Source organism: Hyalangium minutum (assembly GCF_000737315.1).
Taxonomy (GTDB): Bacteria; Myxococcota; Myxococcia; order Myxococcales; family Myxococcaceae; genus Hyalangium; species Hyalangium minutum.
The window spans coordinates 130,303-147,919 of the sequence record NZ_JMCB01000011.1; the positions used below are offsets into that span (position 1 = coordinate 130,303).

The 17,617-nt window shown below is 68.1% G+C and carries 14 protein-coding genes and 1 tRNA gene; 4 read left to right on the forward strand and 11 right to left on the reverse strand.

What is annotated here, in order from left to right:
* Positions 1–77 precede the first annotated feature (77 nt).
* Entirely contained in the window at positions 78–752 is a 675-nt protein-coding gene (locus DB31_RS46955) for a hypothetical protein (protein WP_157232192.1), read from the forward strand.
* Positions 753–858: 106 nt separating this feature from the next.
* Here DB31_RS46955 and DB31_RS27005 read toward each other — a convergent pair whose 3' ends face one another.
* A complete protein-coding gene (locus DB31_RS27005) occupies positions 859–2,103 on the reverse strand; it encodes a sensor histidine kinase (protein ID WP_052420273.1) in 1,245 nt (414 codons plus the stop codon).
* Positions 2,104–2,385: 282 nt separating this feature from the next.
* Here DB31_RS27005 and DB31_RS27010 point away from each other — a divergent pair, with 282 nt between their 5' ends.
* A complete protein-coding gene (locus DB31_RS27010) occupies positions 2,386–3,534 on the forward strand; it encodes a DUF2029 domain-containing protein (protein WP_157232193.1) in 1,149 nt (382 codons plus the stop codon).
* A 34-nt stretch (positions 3,535–3,568) separates the two neighbouring features.
* On the opposite strand, the gene DB31_RS27015 is transcribed toward DB31_RS27010, so the two are convergent.
* From DB31_RS27015 to alr, 5 genes are all read right to left on the reverse strand, one after another.
* On the reverse strand, positions 3,569–5,983 hold the full coding sequence (locus tag DB31_RS27015) for an ABC transporter permease (RefSeq protein WP_044192779.1): 2,415 nt from the start codon (positions 5,981–5,983) through the stop codon (positions 3,569–3,571).
* A 197-nt stretch (positions 5,984–6,180) separates the two neighbouring features.
* Positions 6,181–8,520 carry a hypothetical protein gene (locus tag DB31_RS27020; RefSeq protein WP_157232194.1) on the reverse strand — a complete coding sequence of 780 codons (2,340 nt, stop codon included), beginning with the start codon at positions 8,518–8,520 and terminating at the stop codon, positions 6,181–6,183.
* Between the two features lie 48 nt (positions 8,521–8,568).
* Positions 8,569–8,640, reverse strand: a tRNA-Pro gene (locus DB31_RS27025).
* A 17-nt stretch (positions 8,641–8,657) separates the two neighbouring features.
* The gene (locus DB31_RS27030) at positions 8,658–9,884 is read right to left on the reverse strand and encodes an ATP-binding protein (RefSeq protein ID WP_157232195.1); all 1,227 of its coding nucleotides are present in this window, start codon (positions 9,882–9,884) and stop codon (positions 8,658–8,660) included.
* 58 nt (positions 9,885–9,942) lie between these two features.
* Complete coding sequence (gene alr / locus DB31_RS27035) at positions 9,943–11,160, reverse strand: alanine racemase (protein ID WP_420806726.1); 1,218 nt, start codon at positions 11,158–11,160, stop codon at positions 9,943–9,945.
* 227 nt (positions 11,161–11,387) lie between these two features.
* Here alr and DB31_RS27040 point away from each other — a divergent pair, with 227 nt between their 5' ends.
* Positions 11,388–12,056: a metallophosphoesterase gene (locus DB31_RS27040; RefSeq protein WP_044192786.1), complete on the forward strand. Its 669-nt coding sequence runs from the start codon at positions 11,388–11,390 to the stop codon at positions 12,054–12,056.
* Positions 12,057–12,071: 15 nt separating this feature from the next.
* Here the strand turns inward: DB31_RS27040 and DB31_RS27045 are convergent, their stop codons facing one another.
* On the reverse strand, positions 12,072–12,446 hold the full coding sequence (locus DB31_RS27045; protein WP_044192788.1) for a response regulator: 375 nt from the start codon (positions 12,444–12,446) through the stop codon (positions 12,072–12,074).
* Complete coding sequence (locus DB31_RS27050) at positions 12,443–13,954, reverse strand: ATPase domain-containing protein (RefSeq protein ID WP_044192789.1); 1,512 nt, start codon at positions 13,952–13,954, stop codon at positions 12,443–12,445. Before DB31_RS27050 ends, DB31_RS27045 begins: the two co-directional genes overlap by 4 nt.
* 393 nt (positions 13,955–14,347) lie before the next feature.
* Between DB31_RS27050 and DB31_RS27055 the strand changes: the two genes are divergently transcribed.
* Positions 14,348–15,082, forward strand: a complete 735-nt coding sequence (locus DB31_RS27055; RefSeq protein WP_157232196.1) for a hypothetical protein — start codon at positions 14,348–14,350, stop codon at positions 15,080–15,082.
* Between the two features lie 18 nt (positions 15,083–15,100).
* Here DB31_RS27055 and DB31_RS27060 read toward each other — a convergent pair whose 3' ends face one another.
* Genes DB31_RS27060 through DB31_RS27070 form a run of 3 tightly spaced genes read right to left on the reverse strand, consistent with a single transcriptional unit; the run spans position 15,101 to position 17,614 of the window.
* The gene (locus DB31_RS27060; protein ID WP_157232197.1) at positions 15,101–15,622 is read right to left on the reverse strand and encodes a hypothetical protein; all 522 of its coding nucleotides are present in this window, start codon (positions 15,620–15,622) and stop codon (positions 15,101–15,103) included.
* Between the two features lie 10 nt (positions 15,623–15,632).
* Positions 15,633–16,799: an MlaD family protein gene (locus DB31_RS27065; protein WP_044192793.1), complete on the reverse strand. Its 1,167-nt coding sequence runs from the start codon at positions 16,797–16,799 to the stop codon at positions 15,633–15,635.
* Positions 16,796–17,614, reverse strand: a complete 819-nt coding sequence (locus DB31_RS27070; protein ID WP_044192795.1) for an ABC transporter ATP-binding protein — start codon at positions 17,612–17,614, stop codon at positions 16,796–16,798. The genes DB31_RS27065 and DB31_RS27070 overlap by 4 nt, the downstream gene beginning before the upstream one ends.
* Between the last annotated feature and the right edge of the window lie 3 nt (positions 17,615–17,617).

Here is a 17,617-nt window from a genome sequence, read left to right on the forward strand (position 1 = left end):
ATGAGGGTTCACCCTCATTGACCACCATCCGAAATCCCTAAAAAACCAGCAACTCCAACATGAAAGGGTGGTGCGCAATGAAGCACGGGTTCATCATCATATGGGTGTCTGGGATTATGGCCCTGTCGGGCTGCGGCGCCGTGGATAACGGCAGCGCTCCGTACGAAGAGAGTGCGAGCATCGTCGACGAGTCACCTGCCCCCACCTCCGAAGTGGCTGAGGAGGAGAATACCCATACAGCCGCTGGAACGTGTCTCGTCTGCTGGAGAGACAGCACGTGGGTGTGTAGCTACCCCACCTTCAGCTGTCCCATCGGCTGGTACAATTACTTCCCGGCGGGCAACTGCAATTGGTGCTACCGCGATGTGTGTGGTTACGTCTCCGTGACTGGAAACATCTCCGCCAACCCCACCACGGTCAACATCCACACTGGGAGCGGCACGGGCTGTACGAACATCAGCTGGAATGCGAACTGCGGCACGGCTCAGGTGTATGTCAGCATGAATGGTGGCGGCGAGACGCTCTTTGCCCAGGGCACTTCTGGTACGCAGAGCGCATGCTGGATTCAGCCCGGCTCGCAGTATGACTTCTGCGTGTATGAAGGAACCAGCCACAGCAACAGCCTCGGCTGTGTGCGGGTCACGGGCGTAGACGCGGGGCCTGCTCCGGATCCTTGTGACTCGTGCCCCTCCCGCACCAGCTGTTTCTGTGGCGACGGCGTCTGCAGGCGCGAAGACACGTATTGCCCGTAGGCCCGAGGGCTGAAGGAGCCGCACTGCGCCACTGGGACGAAGTCCATCGGCGCCAGGAGGCTCGGACTACCGGTGCGCCCCGTCCCTGCACGGGGCGCGCCGCCCCTCATCGTCCCCTGGGCAGCCGCACGATGAAGGCGCTCCCCCGCGGGGGGTTGGCCTCCACGGCGATGCTGCCCCCATGGCCTTGAACCGCGAGCTTGCAGAACGTCAGCCCGAGCCCGCGTCCACACAGGGTCCTCTCGTCGCGTCCCGGAGCCAGGCGCTTGTACTTGTCGAAGATGGCCTGCCTCATCTCCGCTGGAATTCCCGGCCCCTGATCGAGGACACGGAGCTCGACCTCGCCAGCCGCTCCCTCGCGGGCCAGGAGCTGGACCGTGCCGCCGGGCGGGTTGTGCCGGAGGGCATTGTCGATGAGGTTCTGCAGCACGCGGCGGAGCAGCTCCTCGTCCGCGCGCAGGGCCGTCCAGTCAAGCTCCATCCTCAGCTCGAGCCGCTGCTCACACCCCTCGGCCAGGGGGCTCATCATCTCGACGACCTCTTCGAGCAAGCCTTGCAAGTCCATGTCGCAGGGGTTCGGGGTGAAGACCCCATCCTCGCTCCGCGTGATGTCGAGCAGGTCCAGCGCCATGCGGTTGATACCTTCGGCGCCGGCATAAATGCGCTTCCAGCGCTTCCGGTCCGCGTCCGACAAGCCGGTGCTCCGGAGGCGGCACATACACGACAGCATGATGCCGCTCGCGGGGCTCTTCAGGTCGTGGACCAGGTGCGCGGCCAGCTCCTCCTTCTGACGCTGCATGTGGACGAGCGCGTCGTGCTTGGCGGCGAGTTCTTCCCGGCTGGCCAGGAGCTCCACCGTCCGCTCCTGAACCCGCCGCTCGAGGGTCTGAGAGAGCTGGACGTTCTCCATCGCCACGGAGGTGCTATCGGCGAGCGCGGCCAGGAGCCTGACCTCCTCGGGAGAGGCGAGCCGCTTGCGCGCCCAGTAGTTTCCGATGGCGCCCACCGGGGACACAGTCCGGATGGGAACCATCACCAGGCTCTTCACGAACGTCGGTGCGTAGGCATCGGTGGGGATTCGAGGATCCACGTAGATGTCCTCGATGATGGCTGCCTGGCGGTGGAGCATGCTCCAGCCGCTGATGCAGGTCTCCAGGGGAAAGCGCTTGCCCTTCCAGAGCGGCCCGACCGCATCCTCGTCGGCGTAGTAGCAGTAGGGCCCGTCGCGCAGGACGAAGGTCGCGCCATCGGCTCCCGTCAGCTCGCGGGCCGCTCGCTTCACGATGGTCATGATGGAAGGCAGGTCGTGCGCCAGCGAGAGCTCCTGCACGACGGAGATCAGGCGTTCCATGCCGCCGGCACATCGAGAGACCTCACCGCTCCGAAACTCGGGCTCAGCGAACACAGGGGCAGACATGACGGAGTTACACCTTCCCACAGCGGCAAGCAGCCACGATGGTCATCCCTCGGGAAGCCTGTTTCCCTACGAGAACTCTCCTGCAAAGCTTAAAGCTTCCATGAAACATCGAAGCGGCATGCGCATGGTCATGAAGCGCACGGCCATCCTCGTCGCAGCAGACGAGCCCTCGCCGCGCGCCTTGTCACTGACGTGAGGCGCGCATAAACCGGGGCCATGGGAATGTCGCTGCGGAGCACCCGAGCGGTTTGGCTGGCACTCGGGGCCGTGGGCGTGGCCGTGCGTCTGTGGCTCTGGTGGGTGTCCATCGGCAGCACAGACGTCATGGTCTGGGGTGAGCACGGCCGGTCGCTCGTGGCCGACGGACTGACTCGCTCCTACGAGCTCCGGACGCACTTCAACCACCCGCCGCTCATCGGGCTCTACGTCCGCTGGTGCTGGGCCTGGGCACAGGGAGACTGGCTGGCCTACGCCCGCCTCATCAAGCTGCCAGCCCTGGCCGGAGAGGCACTGGTGCTGTGGACCCTGTGGCGCTTTGCCAGTCCCCGCGCGTTCGCCGCCTACGCGCTGATTCCCGGGCCCATCCTCGTCGCCTGCTTCCACGGCAACACGGACAATCTGTATGCAGCCCTCGTGCTCGTGGCGGCCATCGCGTTCGACAAGGAGCGTTACTTCTTGTCCGGCGTGCTCTGGGGCGCCACCCTCAACGTGAAGCTGCTCCCGCTGGTGCTGGTGCCGCTCGTGGTCATCGGAGCGCCGGATCGGCGCGCCTTCCTGCGGCTCGCAGCGGGCGCCTCGCTGGGACTGATTCCCTTCATCCCTCCCGCGCTCACGGCCGCCTCGAGCATGTACCGCAACATGCTCACCTATAACTCGAACGCGGATAACTGGGGCCTGCTGGCCATCCTCAACCCCGCCGTGGAGATGCACAACCTGTCGGCCTTCGCCTTGCGGGCGAAGGAGGCGTTCACCGCCACCGGCCGCTACCTCATCCTCGCGAGCGTGACGGGGGTGGCGCTGCTCTCCCGGTTCCGCACCCGGCTGTCCATGACGGAGCAGGTGGCGCTGGCGGCCTCGCTCTTCCTCGTCCTCGCGCCCGGCTTCGGAGTCCAATACGTGGCCTTCCCCGCTCCCATCCTGTGCTTCGTCAGCGTCAGCGCGGGGCTCTGGTGGGGCTGGTCCTCGGGGGTCTTCATCGGCGCCGTGTACTGGATCTTCATGACCCAGTGGCGGCCCATGCTGTCGCTCTTCACGAGTGCCTTCCCGGGGCCGTCGCCCGTGCTGGGCATCCTCGCGTGGGCCGTGCTGGCCCACTTCGTGTGGACCCGCGTCCGGGTGACCTGGGCTACGAGCCAGGCTCGGTGAGGGACGCCTCCGCTTCACCCGGAACACGGCGCGCTCAGCTCTCCCGCTTGAGGGCCTCGTTCGGAGGAACGCGCATGGCCGCGGAGGCGGGCAGCCAGCTCGCCACCAGCGCGGTGAGCACCAGCACCCCGGGTGCGCCCACGAAGATGAGCGGATCATACGCGGAGACACCGTAGAGCATGGAGGAGAGCGCCCGGGCCAGCAGCGTGGCGCCCACCGCCCCCGCCACGAGCCCCACCCCCGTGAGCCGCAGCCCCTGCCCCACCACCCGCCGCAGCAGCGCGCTCGGCGTCGCACCCAGGGCGAGCCGGATTCCCAGCTCGCGCGTCTGCTGGGCCACCCAAAAGGAGAGAATGCCGTAGAGCCCCACCGCGGCGAGCACCACCGCCAGCAGGGCCAGGGCGCTCAGCAGTCCCCCCACCGTGCGCATCCGGGCGTAGCTGGCCTTCACGAGCTCGTCGAGGGGGCGAACCCGGGCCAGCCTCAGCTGGGGGTCCGTCGAGCGCAGCGTCTCGCGCAGCAGCGGCATGAGCTGGCCCGCGGGAAGCAGGGACTTCACGGCGAGGCTCACGGTCTGCGGCATGTCCTGGCCCAGGGGAACGTAGATGTCCCCCAACGGCGCCGCCGTGAGCCGCTCCATGGGGACGTCCCCGACAACGCCCACGATCTCCCGAGGCTCCCGCGAGCCCCAGTTCAGCTGGAGCTGGATCCGGTGCCCGACCGCGCTCTGGCCAGGGAAGTAGCGGCGCGCGAACGCCTCGGTGACGGCCACCACGAGGGGACTGTGGTCCGTGTCCAACGCGTTGGGGTAGCGACCCTGCTTCAGCGGGACTCCCAATGCCTGGAAGTAGCCTTCCGAGGCAGACACGTACCCGGCCCGGGCCTTCGTCTCGGGAGAGGCCTGTCCCCCCACGAGCTCGAAGCCCGCAGTCTGCCGGAAGACCTCCCCAGAGAAAGGCAGGGCGCCCGTGAGCCCCACCGCCGTCACGCCAGGAAGGGCCTCGATTTGGGAGACCAGGCCCTGCGCGACAGCGGCCGCGGCGCCCGGGCTGGCGTACCTCTCCAGTGGGAAGAAGACCTCGCCCACGGTGACACCTTGGGGCTCGAAGCCCAGCGGAACATTCTGAAGCTCCCAGACCGTGCGGAGCATGAGCCCCGTACCCACCAGCGGCACCAGAGCCAGGGACAGCTGAACGACCACGAGCACCGCCCGGGCCGTACCCATCGAAGCTCCGCGCAGCCCTCGTGCCACGGGCGCGAGCACTGACTGCCCATCTCCGCGCGTCGCGTGCAGCGCGGGCAACAGGCCCACGAGCACCGCCGTGACCACCGAGAGGACACACGCAATCACCAGCACGAACGGCTCGATACCGGGCCCGGACGCCAGCTGCGGCGGAATGAGCGTGCCCATCAGCTCCCGTCCCCACAGCGCGATGAGCAGCCCCACTCCGCCTCCGGCCAGGGCCCGGACCAGGCTCTCGATGAGCAGCAGCCGGATCAGCTGGGCCCTCCTCGCGCCCAGGGCCATGCGCACCGACATCTCGCGCATGCGCAGGCTTCCTCGGGCGAGCAGCAGGTTGGCGAGGTTGGCGCAGCCCAGCAACAGGAGCAGGGCCGCCACCGCCGTGACGATCTCCACCTGGGTCTGCGACTGCTCGACCCAGAACGCGTGGAGGGGCTCCAGGCTCGCACCCGTGAGCGGCTCGGTGGAGACCCTCTCGGAGTTCAGCGCCAGCTGGACCAACTCCGCTCTCGCCTGCTCGGGGGTGACGTGCGGACGCAGCCGCCCCACGACGCGGAGCGCGCTGTTCTGCTCGGTCCTCGGGTCCAGGGCGAGCGGCTTCCAGACCTCCATCTCCGGCTCGAACTGGAACCCTGCAGGCAGCACTCCAACGATCGTATGGGCTTCCTCATCCAGAAGGAGGCTGCGGCCGAGGACCGAGGGATCTCCGCCGTACAAGCGATGCCAGAGCGCGTGGGAGAGGACGGCCTCTCGGTCCCGTCCTGGGACTTCGAGTTCCGTCCCCCAGAGCCGCCCCAGGACGGGCTTCACGCCCAGCATCGGGAGGAGCCCCGCAGACGCCCGCGCCACCCGCAGACGCTCATCGAATGGGGTACCCCGGAGGGTCACCCGCTCTGCCTGAAGCCCTTCGAGCTGAGCAAAGCTCCCCGCCGCCTCCCGCCACGCTGTCCACACGGGGAGCGTGATGCGCGTCCGATCCCGCTGAGGGCCCGCTCCCGCTCCGGGTGTGGTGATCTGGAAGAGACGGAAGAGCTGGGACGCCTCGGGGTACGGCAGCGGCCGCCAGAGCACCTGGTAGGCGACGCTGAAGACCGCCGTGGTGGCCCCCACCGACAGCGCGAGCGTGGCCACGACCACGGCAGTGAACGCCTTCTCGCGGAGCATCGAGCGGAAGGCGAACCGGACTTCCTGGAGGAGCGTCGACATGTGCGGGTACCGGTGCAGAGGACACGCGAGCCCACCGCAACCGCGTCACGAAAAGCAAAGAGAATGCCACGGTGCTTCGCTCTGGAACGCAGCCGCCCTGCTCGGAGCACCGGTCCAAGTGCGGGCCTGGTTGCCGAAGAGGCCTGCCCGGAAGTGGGAAGCGCCGTCCCAATCCCGGACACAGCGGCGGCACCGGCTCACTCGAAGAGCCAGTGCTTCCCGTCGGACCAGCCCAGGAACCGGCGGGCCTGCCCCTTCGGACCGGCACGGCCGCTCGCGTCGAACACCTTGCCTGCGCAGGCCCACTCGAGGCCCGCCATCGCGGGTTCGAACCTGCGGGTGAACGTCTCGTCCTGCTGCAGGAAGAGGTCCCTCGCCCCGCCGAGGAACTCCTCCTGCGCGGGCCGGTCGAGGAACGAGAGGAAGAACACCATCTGCCGCCACGCGTAGGCAGTGTTCTTCACCATCTGGAGCTGCGCCTTCCAGCCGTCCACCTTCATCACCTGCTGCCGGACCACCCAGCGGAAGCACTGCTTCGCCAAGTACGGCAGGGCCGGACGCAGCGTCTCCCGGAGCCCCAGCCCGTCGAACACCGTGGCCAGGTTGTGCGTCGTGAGGATCTGCGCCTGCTCGAGGATGGTGCCGTTGCGCGCCACCGACCAGCCCTCCTTGGCTCCCGCGCGCTCGGTGCACAGGGCCACGAACCCAGGCGCGGTGTCCTTGCCCCACTTCTGCTCCCGGTCATCGAGCTGGAGGATGCGGTCCGTGGGGATCGCGTAGTACCGCTCGTACAGGGTGCCGCGCAGGAGCCGCGCCGCCTGCTGGGCCGCGGAGAGGAACTTCATGGAGAACGTGCCCATGAAGATGTCCGCCGCAAGCTCCTCTATCCACGCGAGCTTCAGGTCGGCGGTCTTCGACAGCGCGGACAGCTCCTGGAGCAGCTTGTTGGGCAGGATGACCTGGGGGAAGGAGGTGATGGCCAGCGCGCACACCTGCTCGAGCGTCTGCCGTGCCAGCCCTCGTGCCCCAAGCTCGTTCTTGCGGAACGGGCGCATGGCCTCCACCCACGGCAGCTCCTCGAACCGGACCTGGTGCTGCAGCCCCAGGAGCAACAGCGAGCGCCTGCGCCGGAAAGCCGCGTAGAGGGCCGCATAGAGCCGGCGCAGGTCCGGATCCTCGATGCCCGCCGCGCCCACCTGGGAGGTGATCTGCGGCAGCACCGTGGCGAGCACCTCGCCGGAGGCAATCACCCCGCGCTCCACGAGCTGCTCGATGGGCGCCTCCAGGCTGCGCTCGGCCTTCGCGACCAGGCTCGGGGGCATCGGGGAGCCTTGGGTGATCTTCGCCTTCGCGCTCTCGGCCGCGCTCACTGGAGCCTCGACGAGCTCCATCGAGCTCAGCCCCTCATCGCCCGGCAAGCGCCGCAGCCGGTCCGTGAGCACGTCGGCCAGCTCCTTGTTCGTCGGACGCGCGGCCATCCTCGCCTGGGCCTCCCGCAGCCGCCGCAGCTTCTCCGAGCCCGGCGCACCGTGCCGTGTCACATACGAGGCGAGGATCTTCCGGATGGCGCCCACGTCCCAGCCGGTGAGCGAGCGCGGATCCTTCACACACTGCTCCAGGAAGCCCCGCAGCCGCGCGAAGTTGGCCTTCGGATGCTCGGGCTTGCCGCTCCGCGAGTTCAACTGGCGCTTGTCCTGGTATTCCTCCAGCAGCCCCTGGGCCTGCTCGCGCCACCCTGCCGGCCAGTTTTGGCAGGGCCAGCCCCCATGGGCCTGCGGCTGTCCATCCAGGCGGCGGACGAGCGCGCCGTTCTCCGTGGTGGCCAGATGAGGCGTCTCTCCCTTCACGGTCTCCAGGAACAGCGAGACGGCGCGGTCGTAGAGACCGTTCCAGATCCGCAGCGTCTCGTTCATCTTCGCGATCTGCGGACGGAGCCGGACGGCCTCCAGTTGCTCGACGGCGTCGCTGAGGGGCTGCAGGCGTACCACCGCGCCCGCGGAGAGCGGTCGCGCATCCGGCACGGGGTAGAACCGCAGCCGGTCCGTGAGCGGCGCCAGCTTTTCGAGCAGCTCCAGCGCCCGCTCCGCCTCGCCATGGCCGAGCAGCCACGTGACGGTCAGCAGCGCACCCTCCTCGGGGAGCTGAACCCGGTAGCAGCCGCTGCGCAGCGCCGCCGAGAGGTCGCGCTGGCCGTCGTCTCCCAGGGACCACGCGTTCAGCCGGGAGCGCTCGGTGACACCCTCCGGGGCCGGCGGCAACGAAGCGAGGCGCTCCTGCTCATGGGGCTGGAGCGGCCCTCCCGCGAGCAGGTGGCCGGTCGCGAAGCCGCCATGCACCACCTCCAGGGTGACCCAGGCCGGGACTCCCTCGACGGGCGTGCGCGAGCCGACCGTGAGCGTCCCCGTCACCATTCCTTCCAGCACGTTGCGCCAGCGATCAACCTTCGCTGCGGCGCGGGCCCGAACCGCGGGATCCGGATGGTTCAGGCTCGCCGCGAGCCCACGCTGCAACTGGCCCAGCGCATAGCCCGTGTTCACGTGTCGCTCGGAAGGATCATTGGGCATCGGGTCGGCGGAGAGAAGGGAACTTGGAGGCAGGATTCGAACCTGCGCCCTGCCGGTCCCAAGCCGGCTGCTCTACCCCTGAGCTACTCCAAGGCGAGGCCCAGCCTACCTCATCCGCCCAGTGCGTAGTTCTCCAACAACTCCAGGTTGCTGCGCACACCGGGCTGAACGTTGGACACGTAGATGGGGATACGGAGGGCCCATGCCATCCGCAGCGGCTCGAACAGGAGCGCGTGCAGGTAGCTCTGCGTGCAGATCTCCATCCCCCGGAAGTTGAGGACTATCGTCCTGCGCTGCACCAACCAGGGAATGAGCGTCTCAGTGGCAACTTGCATCGCTTTCTTGGTGTCTTCGACCCCCACATTCACCAAGAACTCCTGCGCATCAGCAGGAGGGGGCTCATACCGCATCCAGCGGTGAGTCGCGCGGCGAGGAGTCCGTTCCCGCGCCAGCTCGCGGATTCGCTCGATGAGCGCGTTGTAATCCTCGACTGCATCGGTGGGGAGTTCAAAGGCCACCAATGTGCCCGGATAACCCGTTCCTCGGGGCTGTACGAACTCCAGACGGTGATGCCCCTCGAACTCAGGATCGCCATCCAGCAGCAGGGTGGCTCCCCTGGAAGCCAGAACCAGTGTCCCAGCCGTCAGTTTTGCCATCTCCGCGATGAAGAAAAGCCCCATGCCCGCATTCTCTGCTGTTCCCGTCAGGCCGAACTCGAAAGTCCCTGACACATGGGGCCACAGTGCCTTATCGAGCGCTTCCTGTGCATCCTGCAACTGCGGATGAGAGGTCTTCAGATGCTCCAGGATTCCAATGCCTGTATCCGCCACGGCTACCTGAATGACGGGCTTGTTCCAGTTGCGCCCTCGATCGTTGCGCTGCGCCGCGATGACGCCTCCCAGCTTGTCCCGGCTGTGCTGCAGCGCATTCCGCAACAACTCCACGATGACGTAATAGAGCGTCCGTTGAGTGTCCCGCTGCCTGTCATCAGGAATCAGCAGCTTGGAGATCTCATCCGCGTTCCGCTCGATATGCTCGAACTTCACGATGCGGGTCAGCTTGTGAGTCCGCCCAGGCTCGCCCCGTGAGACTTGAGGCTTCCCCTGGACCAAGTCATCCAACCCCACGGCGTAAGCAAATCGGGAGGATGGGCTCGTAGGAGCCGGCACTACCTCCAGCGCGTGTGCCTGCTCACGCCGGGCAAGCGCACCCAATGCCACCAATGCCCAGATTTCAGCGATCTCGATGTCGGAGAGCGAAACGCTTTTTGGCGACGTCTCCAACCAGCGGAGCAGGGGCCCGGGATCAATAAGCTGAATTCTCTTGGGCGGTTCCATGGTCATCACAGTACGGGGCGCGCCGGATTCCGCAAGCTCTCGCTACCCCTGCCTGGACTCACTCCACCACAACGCGCTTCAGGTGTGCGCCCAGCCGCGTCACCAGCTCGTAGTGAATCGTCTGCGCCCAGCCCGCCACCGCCTCGGCGGAGACCGTCTCGTCCCCGTCGTGCCCGAGCAGCGTCGCCGTTACCGGCCGCTCATCCCCGGTGGCCCGCGTCACGTCCACAATGAGGTGGTTCATCATCACGCGCCCCAGCACCGGGCACCGCCGCCCGTTCACCAGCACGTGCGCCTTGCCCGACACCAGGCGCGGGTACCCGTCGAAGTAGCCCACCGGCAGCACCGCGATGCGCGTGGGCTCCGAGCACCGGTACGTGCACCCGTACCCCACATAGCTCCCCGCGGGCAGCCACTTCACCACCTGGCTCATGCACCGCCACGCCAGCACCGGCTTGAGCGTGGGCAGCTCGCCCAGCACCAGCCGCGCCGACAGCCGCGTCTCCGGCGACGGCCACAGTCCATATAAGGAGATGCCCACCCGCAGCGCGTCGTAGCGCGCCCGGGGCAGCACCAGGCTCGCGGCGCTCGCGGCGATGTGGCGCTGCGGCGGCTTCGCCGGGGAGAGCTGCGTCACCAGCCGGTGCAACCCCGTCTCGAAGGCCTCCAGCTGCGCCAGCGCGTACTCCTGCTCCGTCACGTCCTCCGTGTTGGAGAAGTGGCTCAGCGCGCCCACCAGCTCGAACTCCTCGCGATGCTCGGCGAGAAACGCCGTCTCCCGGGGAATCTGCTCCAGCGTGAAGCCCTCGCGCCCCAGGCCCGTGTCGATGTGCACGTGCACCCGCAGCGGGCGCTCCAGCCGGGCCGCACGCAGCACCGGCCCTGCCTCCCGCCACGAGGTGTCCGCCACCACCGCGTCCACGCCCTCGCGCGCCAGGGCCACCGCCTCCTCCGGAGCAATGGCGCCCATCACGAGCACCTGCCGAGGCGCCAGCCCGTGCTCGCGCTCGAAGGCGCGCACCGCCAGCCCATCCTGGGGAGTAATCAGGTACAGCACGTCCACCAGCGGGTGGACCCGCGGCAGCATCTCCCGGAAGCCGTGTCCGTACGCGTTGCCCTTGAGCACCGCGCCCATCATCCGCCGGAGCCCACCGCCCGTGGCGGCCTCCAGCGCCCGGAACATCTCCACGTTGTGCCGCAAGGCCGAAGCGCTCAGCTCCAGCCAGGAGGCATGGGCCGGAAAGCCTCCTCCCGTACCGCCGTGCTCCACGTTCACCTCCGAGGGCCTACCGTGGCCCGCTGCCCGCACCCATTGGGCTCCCCGGTCTTACCAGCAACCCGGGTGCCAACCGCGAGAACCTGGGCCCCCACCCCCTGCACGGGTGCGCAGCAGGCAGGGAACATGACCCTCCACGGAGCGCATGGGGAGAACCCCTAACCTGCCGGGAGGCCTTCCGCTTCCGCTTCCGCTCAGCCCTTCCCCCGTGCCACAAGAAGGGGCGGATGAGGACGCTGTTCATCGGAGACGTCCACGGCTGTGCCGACGAGCTGGACGCCCTGCTCAAGGAGTGTGGCTGGCAGCCAGGCGAGCGCGTGGTGCTCGTCGGAGACCTGGTGGCCAAGGGGCCCGACTCTGCTGGCGTGGTGCAGCGGGCCCGCGAGCTGGGTCTCCAAGCCGTGCGCGGCAACCACGATGAGCACGTGCTGCGCTGGTACCAAGGCCACCAGAAGCCGGGCAAGAAGCTCAAGCCCGAGCACCAGCAGGTGCTGGACACCCTCACCCCCGAGGACTGGCGCTATCTGGACTTACTGCCGCTCTACTTGCGCCTGCCGGAGCTGAACGCCCTTGCCGTGCACGGGGGCGTGGTACCGGGCGTGCCTCTCAAGGAGCAGCGCCAGGAGCACCTGCTCAACCTGCGCAGCATCACCTCGGACGGAAAGCCCTCCAAGCGCATCTCGGACGGGGCGCCCTGGGCCAGCCTCTGGAAGGGCCCCGAGCTCATCCTCTTCGGACACGACGCGGTGAGAGGCCTCCAGCGCTACAAGCATGCTTACGGGCTGGACTCGGGCTGCGTCTATGGCGGCCGGCTCACCGCCTACGTGCTGCCCGAGGGCCGCTTCTACTCGGTGCCCGCCAAGCGCGCTTACCTGTATATGGCCGGCCCAGCCTGAGCCCAGGTCCCGGACTCACGGGTCCTGCTGGCGTTCCGCCAGCTCCTTGAGCCGGGCCAGCAGCTTCCACAGGTCGAACGGCTTCTGGAAGAAGTCCGCGCACGCCAGCGGCGCATCGCGCTCGAGGATGGCCTGCGGCACGGCGCTCATCAACACCACGGGGACGCGCTTCCACCGGGCCTCGTCCTGCATCTCCCGGAGCAGCTCGCGCCCGTCCATGATGGGCATCATCACGTCCACGAGCGCCACATCCGGCACGGCCTCCGCCAGCCGCGCGAGTGCCTCGCGGCCGTTGCTGGCCGTCACCACCCGGAAGCCCTCGTCTTCGAGAATGCCGGACAGCGCGTCGAGGATGGCGTGCTCGTCATCGACGAGGAGGACGGTCTTCACTTCCGTGCCCCTCGTTTTTTCTGGCCCCCGCCGCTCCGGGCGTTGCGGCGGACCGAGCTCGTCCCCCCCGAGTCGGTGAGCACGGAGCCCGCCCTGTTGAAGCGGCCCCCGAGGTGGATTCCCTGGTCGTCGATGATGAGCTCGCGCACGGACGGGTCATGCCCGCTCTCGCGCGTCTTGAGGATGGCCAGCACCTTCCGCAGCTCGCCCCGCAGTTCAATCTGGCGCAGGAAGATGTTGTTCTCCACCAGCGCCGACAGCCCCTTCACGGGCGTCTCCACCTCCGGGCCGAAGAGCACCCGCGTCTCCTCGGTGAAGATCGTCGTCACCTCCAGCGCGCGCAGCTCGTTGGTGAAGGCGGCGAAGAAGCGGTTGATGCGCTCGGTGTGGATGGTGGATTCCTTGAAGCCCACCAGCCCGTCGATGAGCAGCCGCTGGACGCCCCGGCGCTTGATGGCCGCGAGGATCTTCACCGCCAGCGCATCCAGCACCAGCTCTACGGGGGGCTGCCACAGCATCTCCAGCCGCCCCGCCTTCACGGCGCTGACCAGGTCCAGCCCAATGGCCTGCCCCTTGCCCACCAGCCGGGGGGGGGACTCGTAGAAGCCGAAGTACATACACGGCTCGCCCAGCTTCGTGCCCTGGGCCAGGAACTGCAGCCCCAGCAGCGTCTTGCCACTGCCCGAGGGCCCCATCACCAGCGTGGCGCTGCCGCGCTGCAGCCCGCCTCGCAGCATCTCGTCCAGGGCCGGGATGCCCATGGGCATGCGCGCCTTGTACTCGCCGGGCACGGAAATGGGGTCGGCCAGCATCGCCTCCGAGCGCGGGTAGACGGTGATGCCTTGCTGGGAAATCTGGAACACGTGCCGACCGCGCAGGTGCGCGCTGCCGCGGAACTTGCGGACGATGAGCTCGCGCGCGGCGCGCACGCCAATGAGCTCGTCCGTCAGCTCCAGCAGGCCGTCCACCATGGTGTGCTCGGGGTGGACGTCCTCGGGGGTGTGGCCGTTGGTGAGCAGGAAGGTGGTGCAGCCAATCACGCTCACCAGCGTGTTCAGCTCGTGGACGAACTCCTTGAAGGCCAGCTCGTTGGGCGCCGAGGCGCTGGCGCTCACCAGCCCGTCCAGCACCAGCATGGTGGCGCGGTGCTCGCGGATGAGCTGGCGCAGCAGCTCCAACAAGCCCTTGAGGCCCTCCTGGGTGAGCACGCGGTAGGCGCTCACATAGTGGAGCGCGGAGGCCAGCGGCTCCTCGGTGAAGAAGGCCAGGCCCCGTAGGTGCGCCAGCATTCGCCCGTGTGTCTCCGCCAACAGGGTGACGTAGACCACCCGCCCCCCCTGCGCCACGTGGTGGAAGCAGATCTGGTTGCCGAGGATGGTCTTCCCCGTCCCAGGCATGCCCGCAACGATGTAGGTGCCTCCCTGGAGGAACCCTCCGTCGAGCACGGCATCCAGCCCGAGGACACCGCTGGGGATGCGCTGAAGCGAGGGGGGGGCTACTGCCGTCATCGCGAAGAGCCTCGGTGCCCGGAGAGAGAGGGAGAGAGACTCGCCAGTCCAAGGAGGCGGACCGCCGGGGGCACGGCGGGGCGGGTCACCCGGGCCGGTGAGGGCCAAGATGCGCGCAAGCTAACATTGGAAACCGGACAGTGGGGCCACTGGAAACAGCGCGGGCCGGACGCGGGGGGAGCCGAGGGCATGGAGAGGGACGGGGCGAAAAGCACTTTGCCTCGCACGCGATCAGGCACCGACTCGCGGCGGAATGCACGGCATTCTCCAGACCATTGCCCAAAAGTCATAGGTCCCGGAGAAAAGCAGTCCACCAGCGGACATCGGGTGGCGCCAGCGCTCGGCGTCCGTTCAAGCGGCTCGCCGGGCGGATCCGTGCTTTGCTGGGGACGTATGAGACGAGCCCTCCCGCTGATCCTTGCCCTCGTGCTTCCCTCGGGCGCCGCGCTGGGCCAGGAGGCCCCGCAGAGCGCGCCCCCTCCTCCCGCCGAGCCTCCGCCCCCGCCTGCTGCGCAGGAGCCACCACCGCCCGAGGCCCCTTCCCTCCCGCAGGCGCCGCCCGCCCCCGCCCAGGAGTCCAAGCCGGGCATGGAGACGCTGATCTCCGGAGACGTCTCGTCGGGAGGATTCGGCGGGCCTGTGTTCATGTACAGCCGCGTTCAGGGGCGGGATGCCCTCTTCTTCGGCGGGCGCGGTGGGTGGCTCGCCAACCACCACTTCGTCCTTGGAGCGGGAGGCTTCGCCCTGGTGAGCCGCATCGCTCCGCCGGCGGGCGCGCCAGACGTGGGCGAGGACCTCCGCACCGAGTTCGCCTACGGTGGGCTCTGGCTCGAGTACATCCTGCTCCCCGACAAGCTCGTGCACGCTTCCATCGGCACGCTGCTGGGCGGTGGGGCCGCGAGCTACAGCCGGATCCGCCGCATGGAGCGGCAGGACCGGGAGGTGGAGAGCGACGTGGTCTTCACCGTCGAGCCGGTGATCTCCGTGGAGCTGAACCTCACCCGCTTCCTCCGGCTGTCGGCGGGAGCGGGCTATCGCCACGTCGCGAGCGTCGAGCTGACGGGCCTGCGCCAGGAGGACCTCAGCGGCTTCACCGGCTCGGTGATGCTCAAGTTCGGCCGGTTCTGAGCCCCGGAGGTCCTCCCTCTAGAGATCGCCGAAGGACACATGCTCCGCCAGCTCGGCGCGCTCGAGCTGCTTCTGCGCGTCGAACTGCAGGTGAACCTTCAGCATGTACGCGTCATCCATGCCCGCGTGCTCGCAAGAGACGAACTTCCGGCGGTCCGGAAACACCAGCGTGAAGTCGAGCGCGTTCTGGTGATTCTCCAGATAAGGCCCCAGGGTCCGGAAGCGCACGGTGAGCTCACGCTCGCCCGTCAGCGTGACGCTGGGGATGAGCGCCCGAACCTCCTCCGCCGTCTCACCCGCGAGCTGAGCCTGGGCGAAGTAGTCCGAGGACAGCTCGGCCCCCAAGTCCGTCCCTCGATCCCAGGTGATACGCATCAGCGAGCCCCCAGGAGCCGGCTCGAGCCCGGCCACGAGGCGCGGGTTCGTCATGTTCTCGCCCGCGCTGCACGAATCGCTACGAGGCTCATCGCCGCCACAGGCCAGCGTGGTGAGTGCGGCCAGCACGGCCACCTGGCACATTCTTCTCAGATGATGACGCATCAGTTGTCTCCTATTTCTTCCCGGATCCGCCAGTGCCCGTCTCCTGCTGCTCGCCCTTGATCTTGCCCATCTGGTCCAGCTCCTCGCGGTTGTTGACGGAGAAGCGCACCAGTGAGCGCAGCAGCCGGTTGCGCTTCACGTTGCCGAGCACCTGCCGCAGATCCTCATAGATGGTGGGGTCGGAGATCAGCCCGCCCACCGTGCCCTCGCCATTGGCCACGGTGGAGGTGATCTTCTTCAGGTCCGCGGCCACACTCCCCAGGTCCGCGAACATGCCCCGCGCATCCCCGTAGACGAGCTGGTGCACCGCGCCGTTGGGGCTCGCCTTGGCATCCTCGATGAGGCCCGCGAGCTGTCCGGCCGCCGAGCCCAGCTCGGCCAGAGCCTGGGCGCCCTCCTTGCCGTAGATGAGCGCGTGTGCGGTGCCGTCGCCCTTGCGCACCTCTTCGAGCAAGGCCTCCACATGGCCCACGGCCCCATCCACCCGCTCGGCGACCTGGGACGCATTCGCCAGCAGGCCTCGCACCTGCTTGCCGGCCTCCTTGTCATAGATGAGCGCGTGCAGCACGCCGTCGCCTTTCTCCACCTCCTCGAGCAACGTGCGAAGGCTGTGCAGGCTGGCCGACACGTCCTGCGCGAGCTTCGGGTCCGCGTAGGTCTCCACCGCCGTGCGCAGCGCGCCACTGATGGCGCGAGAGTCGTTCAACACCTGCCCGGCCGCCGTGAGCAGCGTGTTCAGGTCACCACTCGTGTCCGAGCGCAGCACGCCGCCATCCGCCACGTGCTGCGCCGTGGGGCCACCGAGGGTGAGGTCCACCGCCTTCTCGCCCAGCACGCCAAGGCTCGACAGCCGCACCACCGAGTCCTCGCGCACCCGGCCCGCATACTTCTGGGAGACGCGGAAGCGCACCTCGATGCCCTTGTCGGGCGCATCCTCGGGGAAGGTGATGGATTCCACCTGCCCCACCTCCAAGCCACCGAGCCACACCGGCGACTGATCGGTGAGGCCCTGCACGTTGGGGAAGTAGGTGCGGTAGGTGACATGCTTCTCGAAGAGCTGCGTCTCCTGGCCGATGAAGAAGACGACGATGCCCGCCAGCACGAGCCCGCCCGTCACGAAGAGGCCCGCGCGCCAGGCCATGCGCCGCTCGCGCGGCGTGGAGGTGAAGAGGCTCATGAGGCCACCTCCCGGGGAGCAAGCTCCTCCTGCCGGGCGTCCAGGAAGGCGCGGACCTCGGGAACCGTGGAGCGGCGCATCTCCTCGGGCGTGCCCACTTGGACGATGCGCCGGTTGGCCAGCATGGCGATGCGATCCGCCACGGCGAAGGCACTCGCCATGTCGTGCGTCACGACGATGGACGTACAGCCCAGCTTCTCTTTCATCGAGTTGATCATCGCGTTGATGCTCTGAGTGGTGATGGGATCCAGGCCTGTGGTGGGCTCGTCCCAGAGGATGACCTCCGGGTCGGTGGCGATGGCGCGCGCCAGTCCCACGCGCTTGCGCATGCCGCCGGACAGGTTCGCGGGCATCATTGCCTCGGTGCCCGGCAGGTTGACGAGGGCCAGCTTCTCGGCCACGCGGCGGGAGAGCTCCTCGGGAGTCATGTTGGGAAAGTGCTCGCGCAGCGGGTAGGCCACGTTCTCGCCCACGGTGAGCGAGTCGAAGAGGGCCGCGCCCTGGAAGACCATGGCCACGCGGCGGCGCACGGCGAGGAAGTCCTCTTCGTGGAAGCGCGTCACGTCCTGTCCCTGGAAGAGGATGCGTCCCGAGTCCGGGTAGAGCAGGCCGATGAGGCACTTGAGCAGCACGCTCTTGCCGGTGCCCGAGCCGCCGATGACGACCAGCGTCTCACCCGCGTTCACCGACAGCTCCAGGTCGTCGTAGACGCGCTTGGGACCGAAGGTTTTCTGCAGGTGCTCGAAGTGGATCAGCTCTTCACCGGGAGTGGGCTGGTGGAATTGCAAGGAGGCTCGGGGAGCGGACAGTCGCATGCG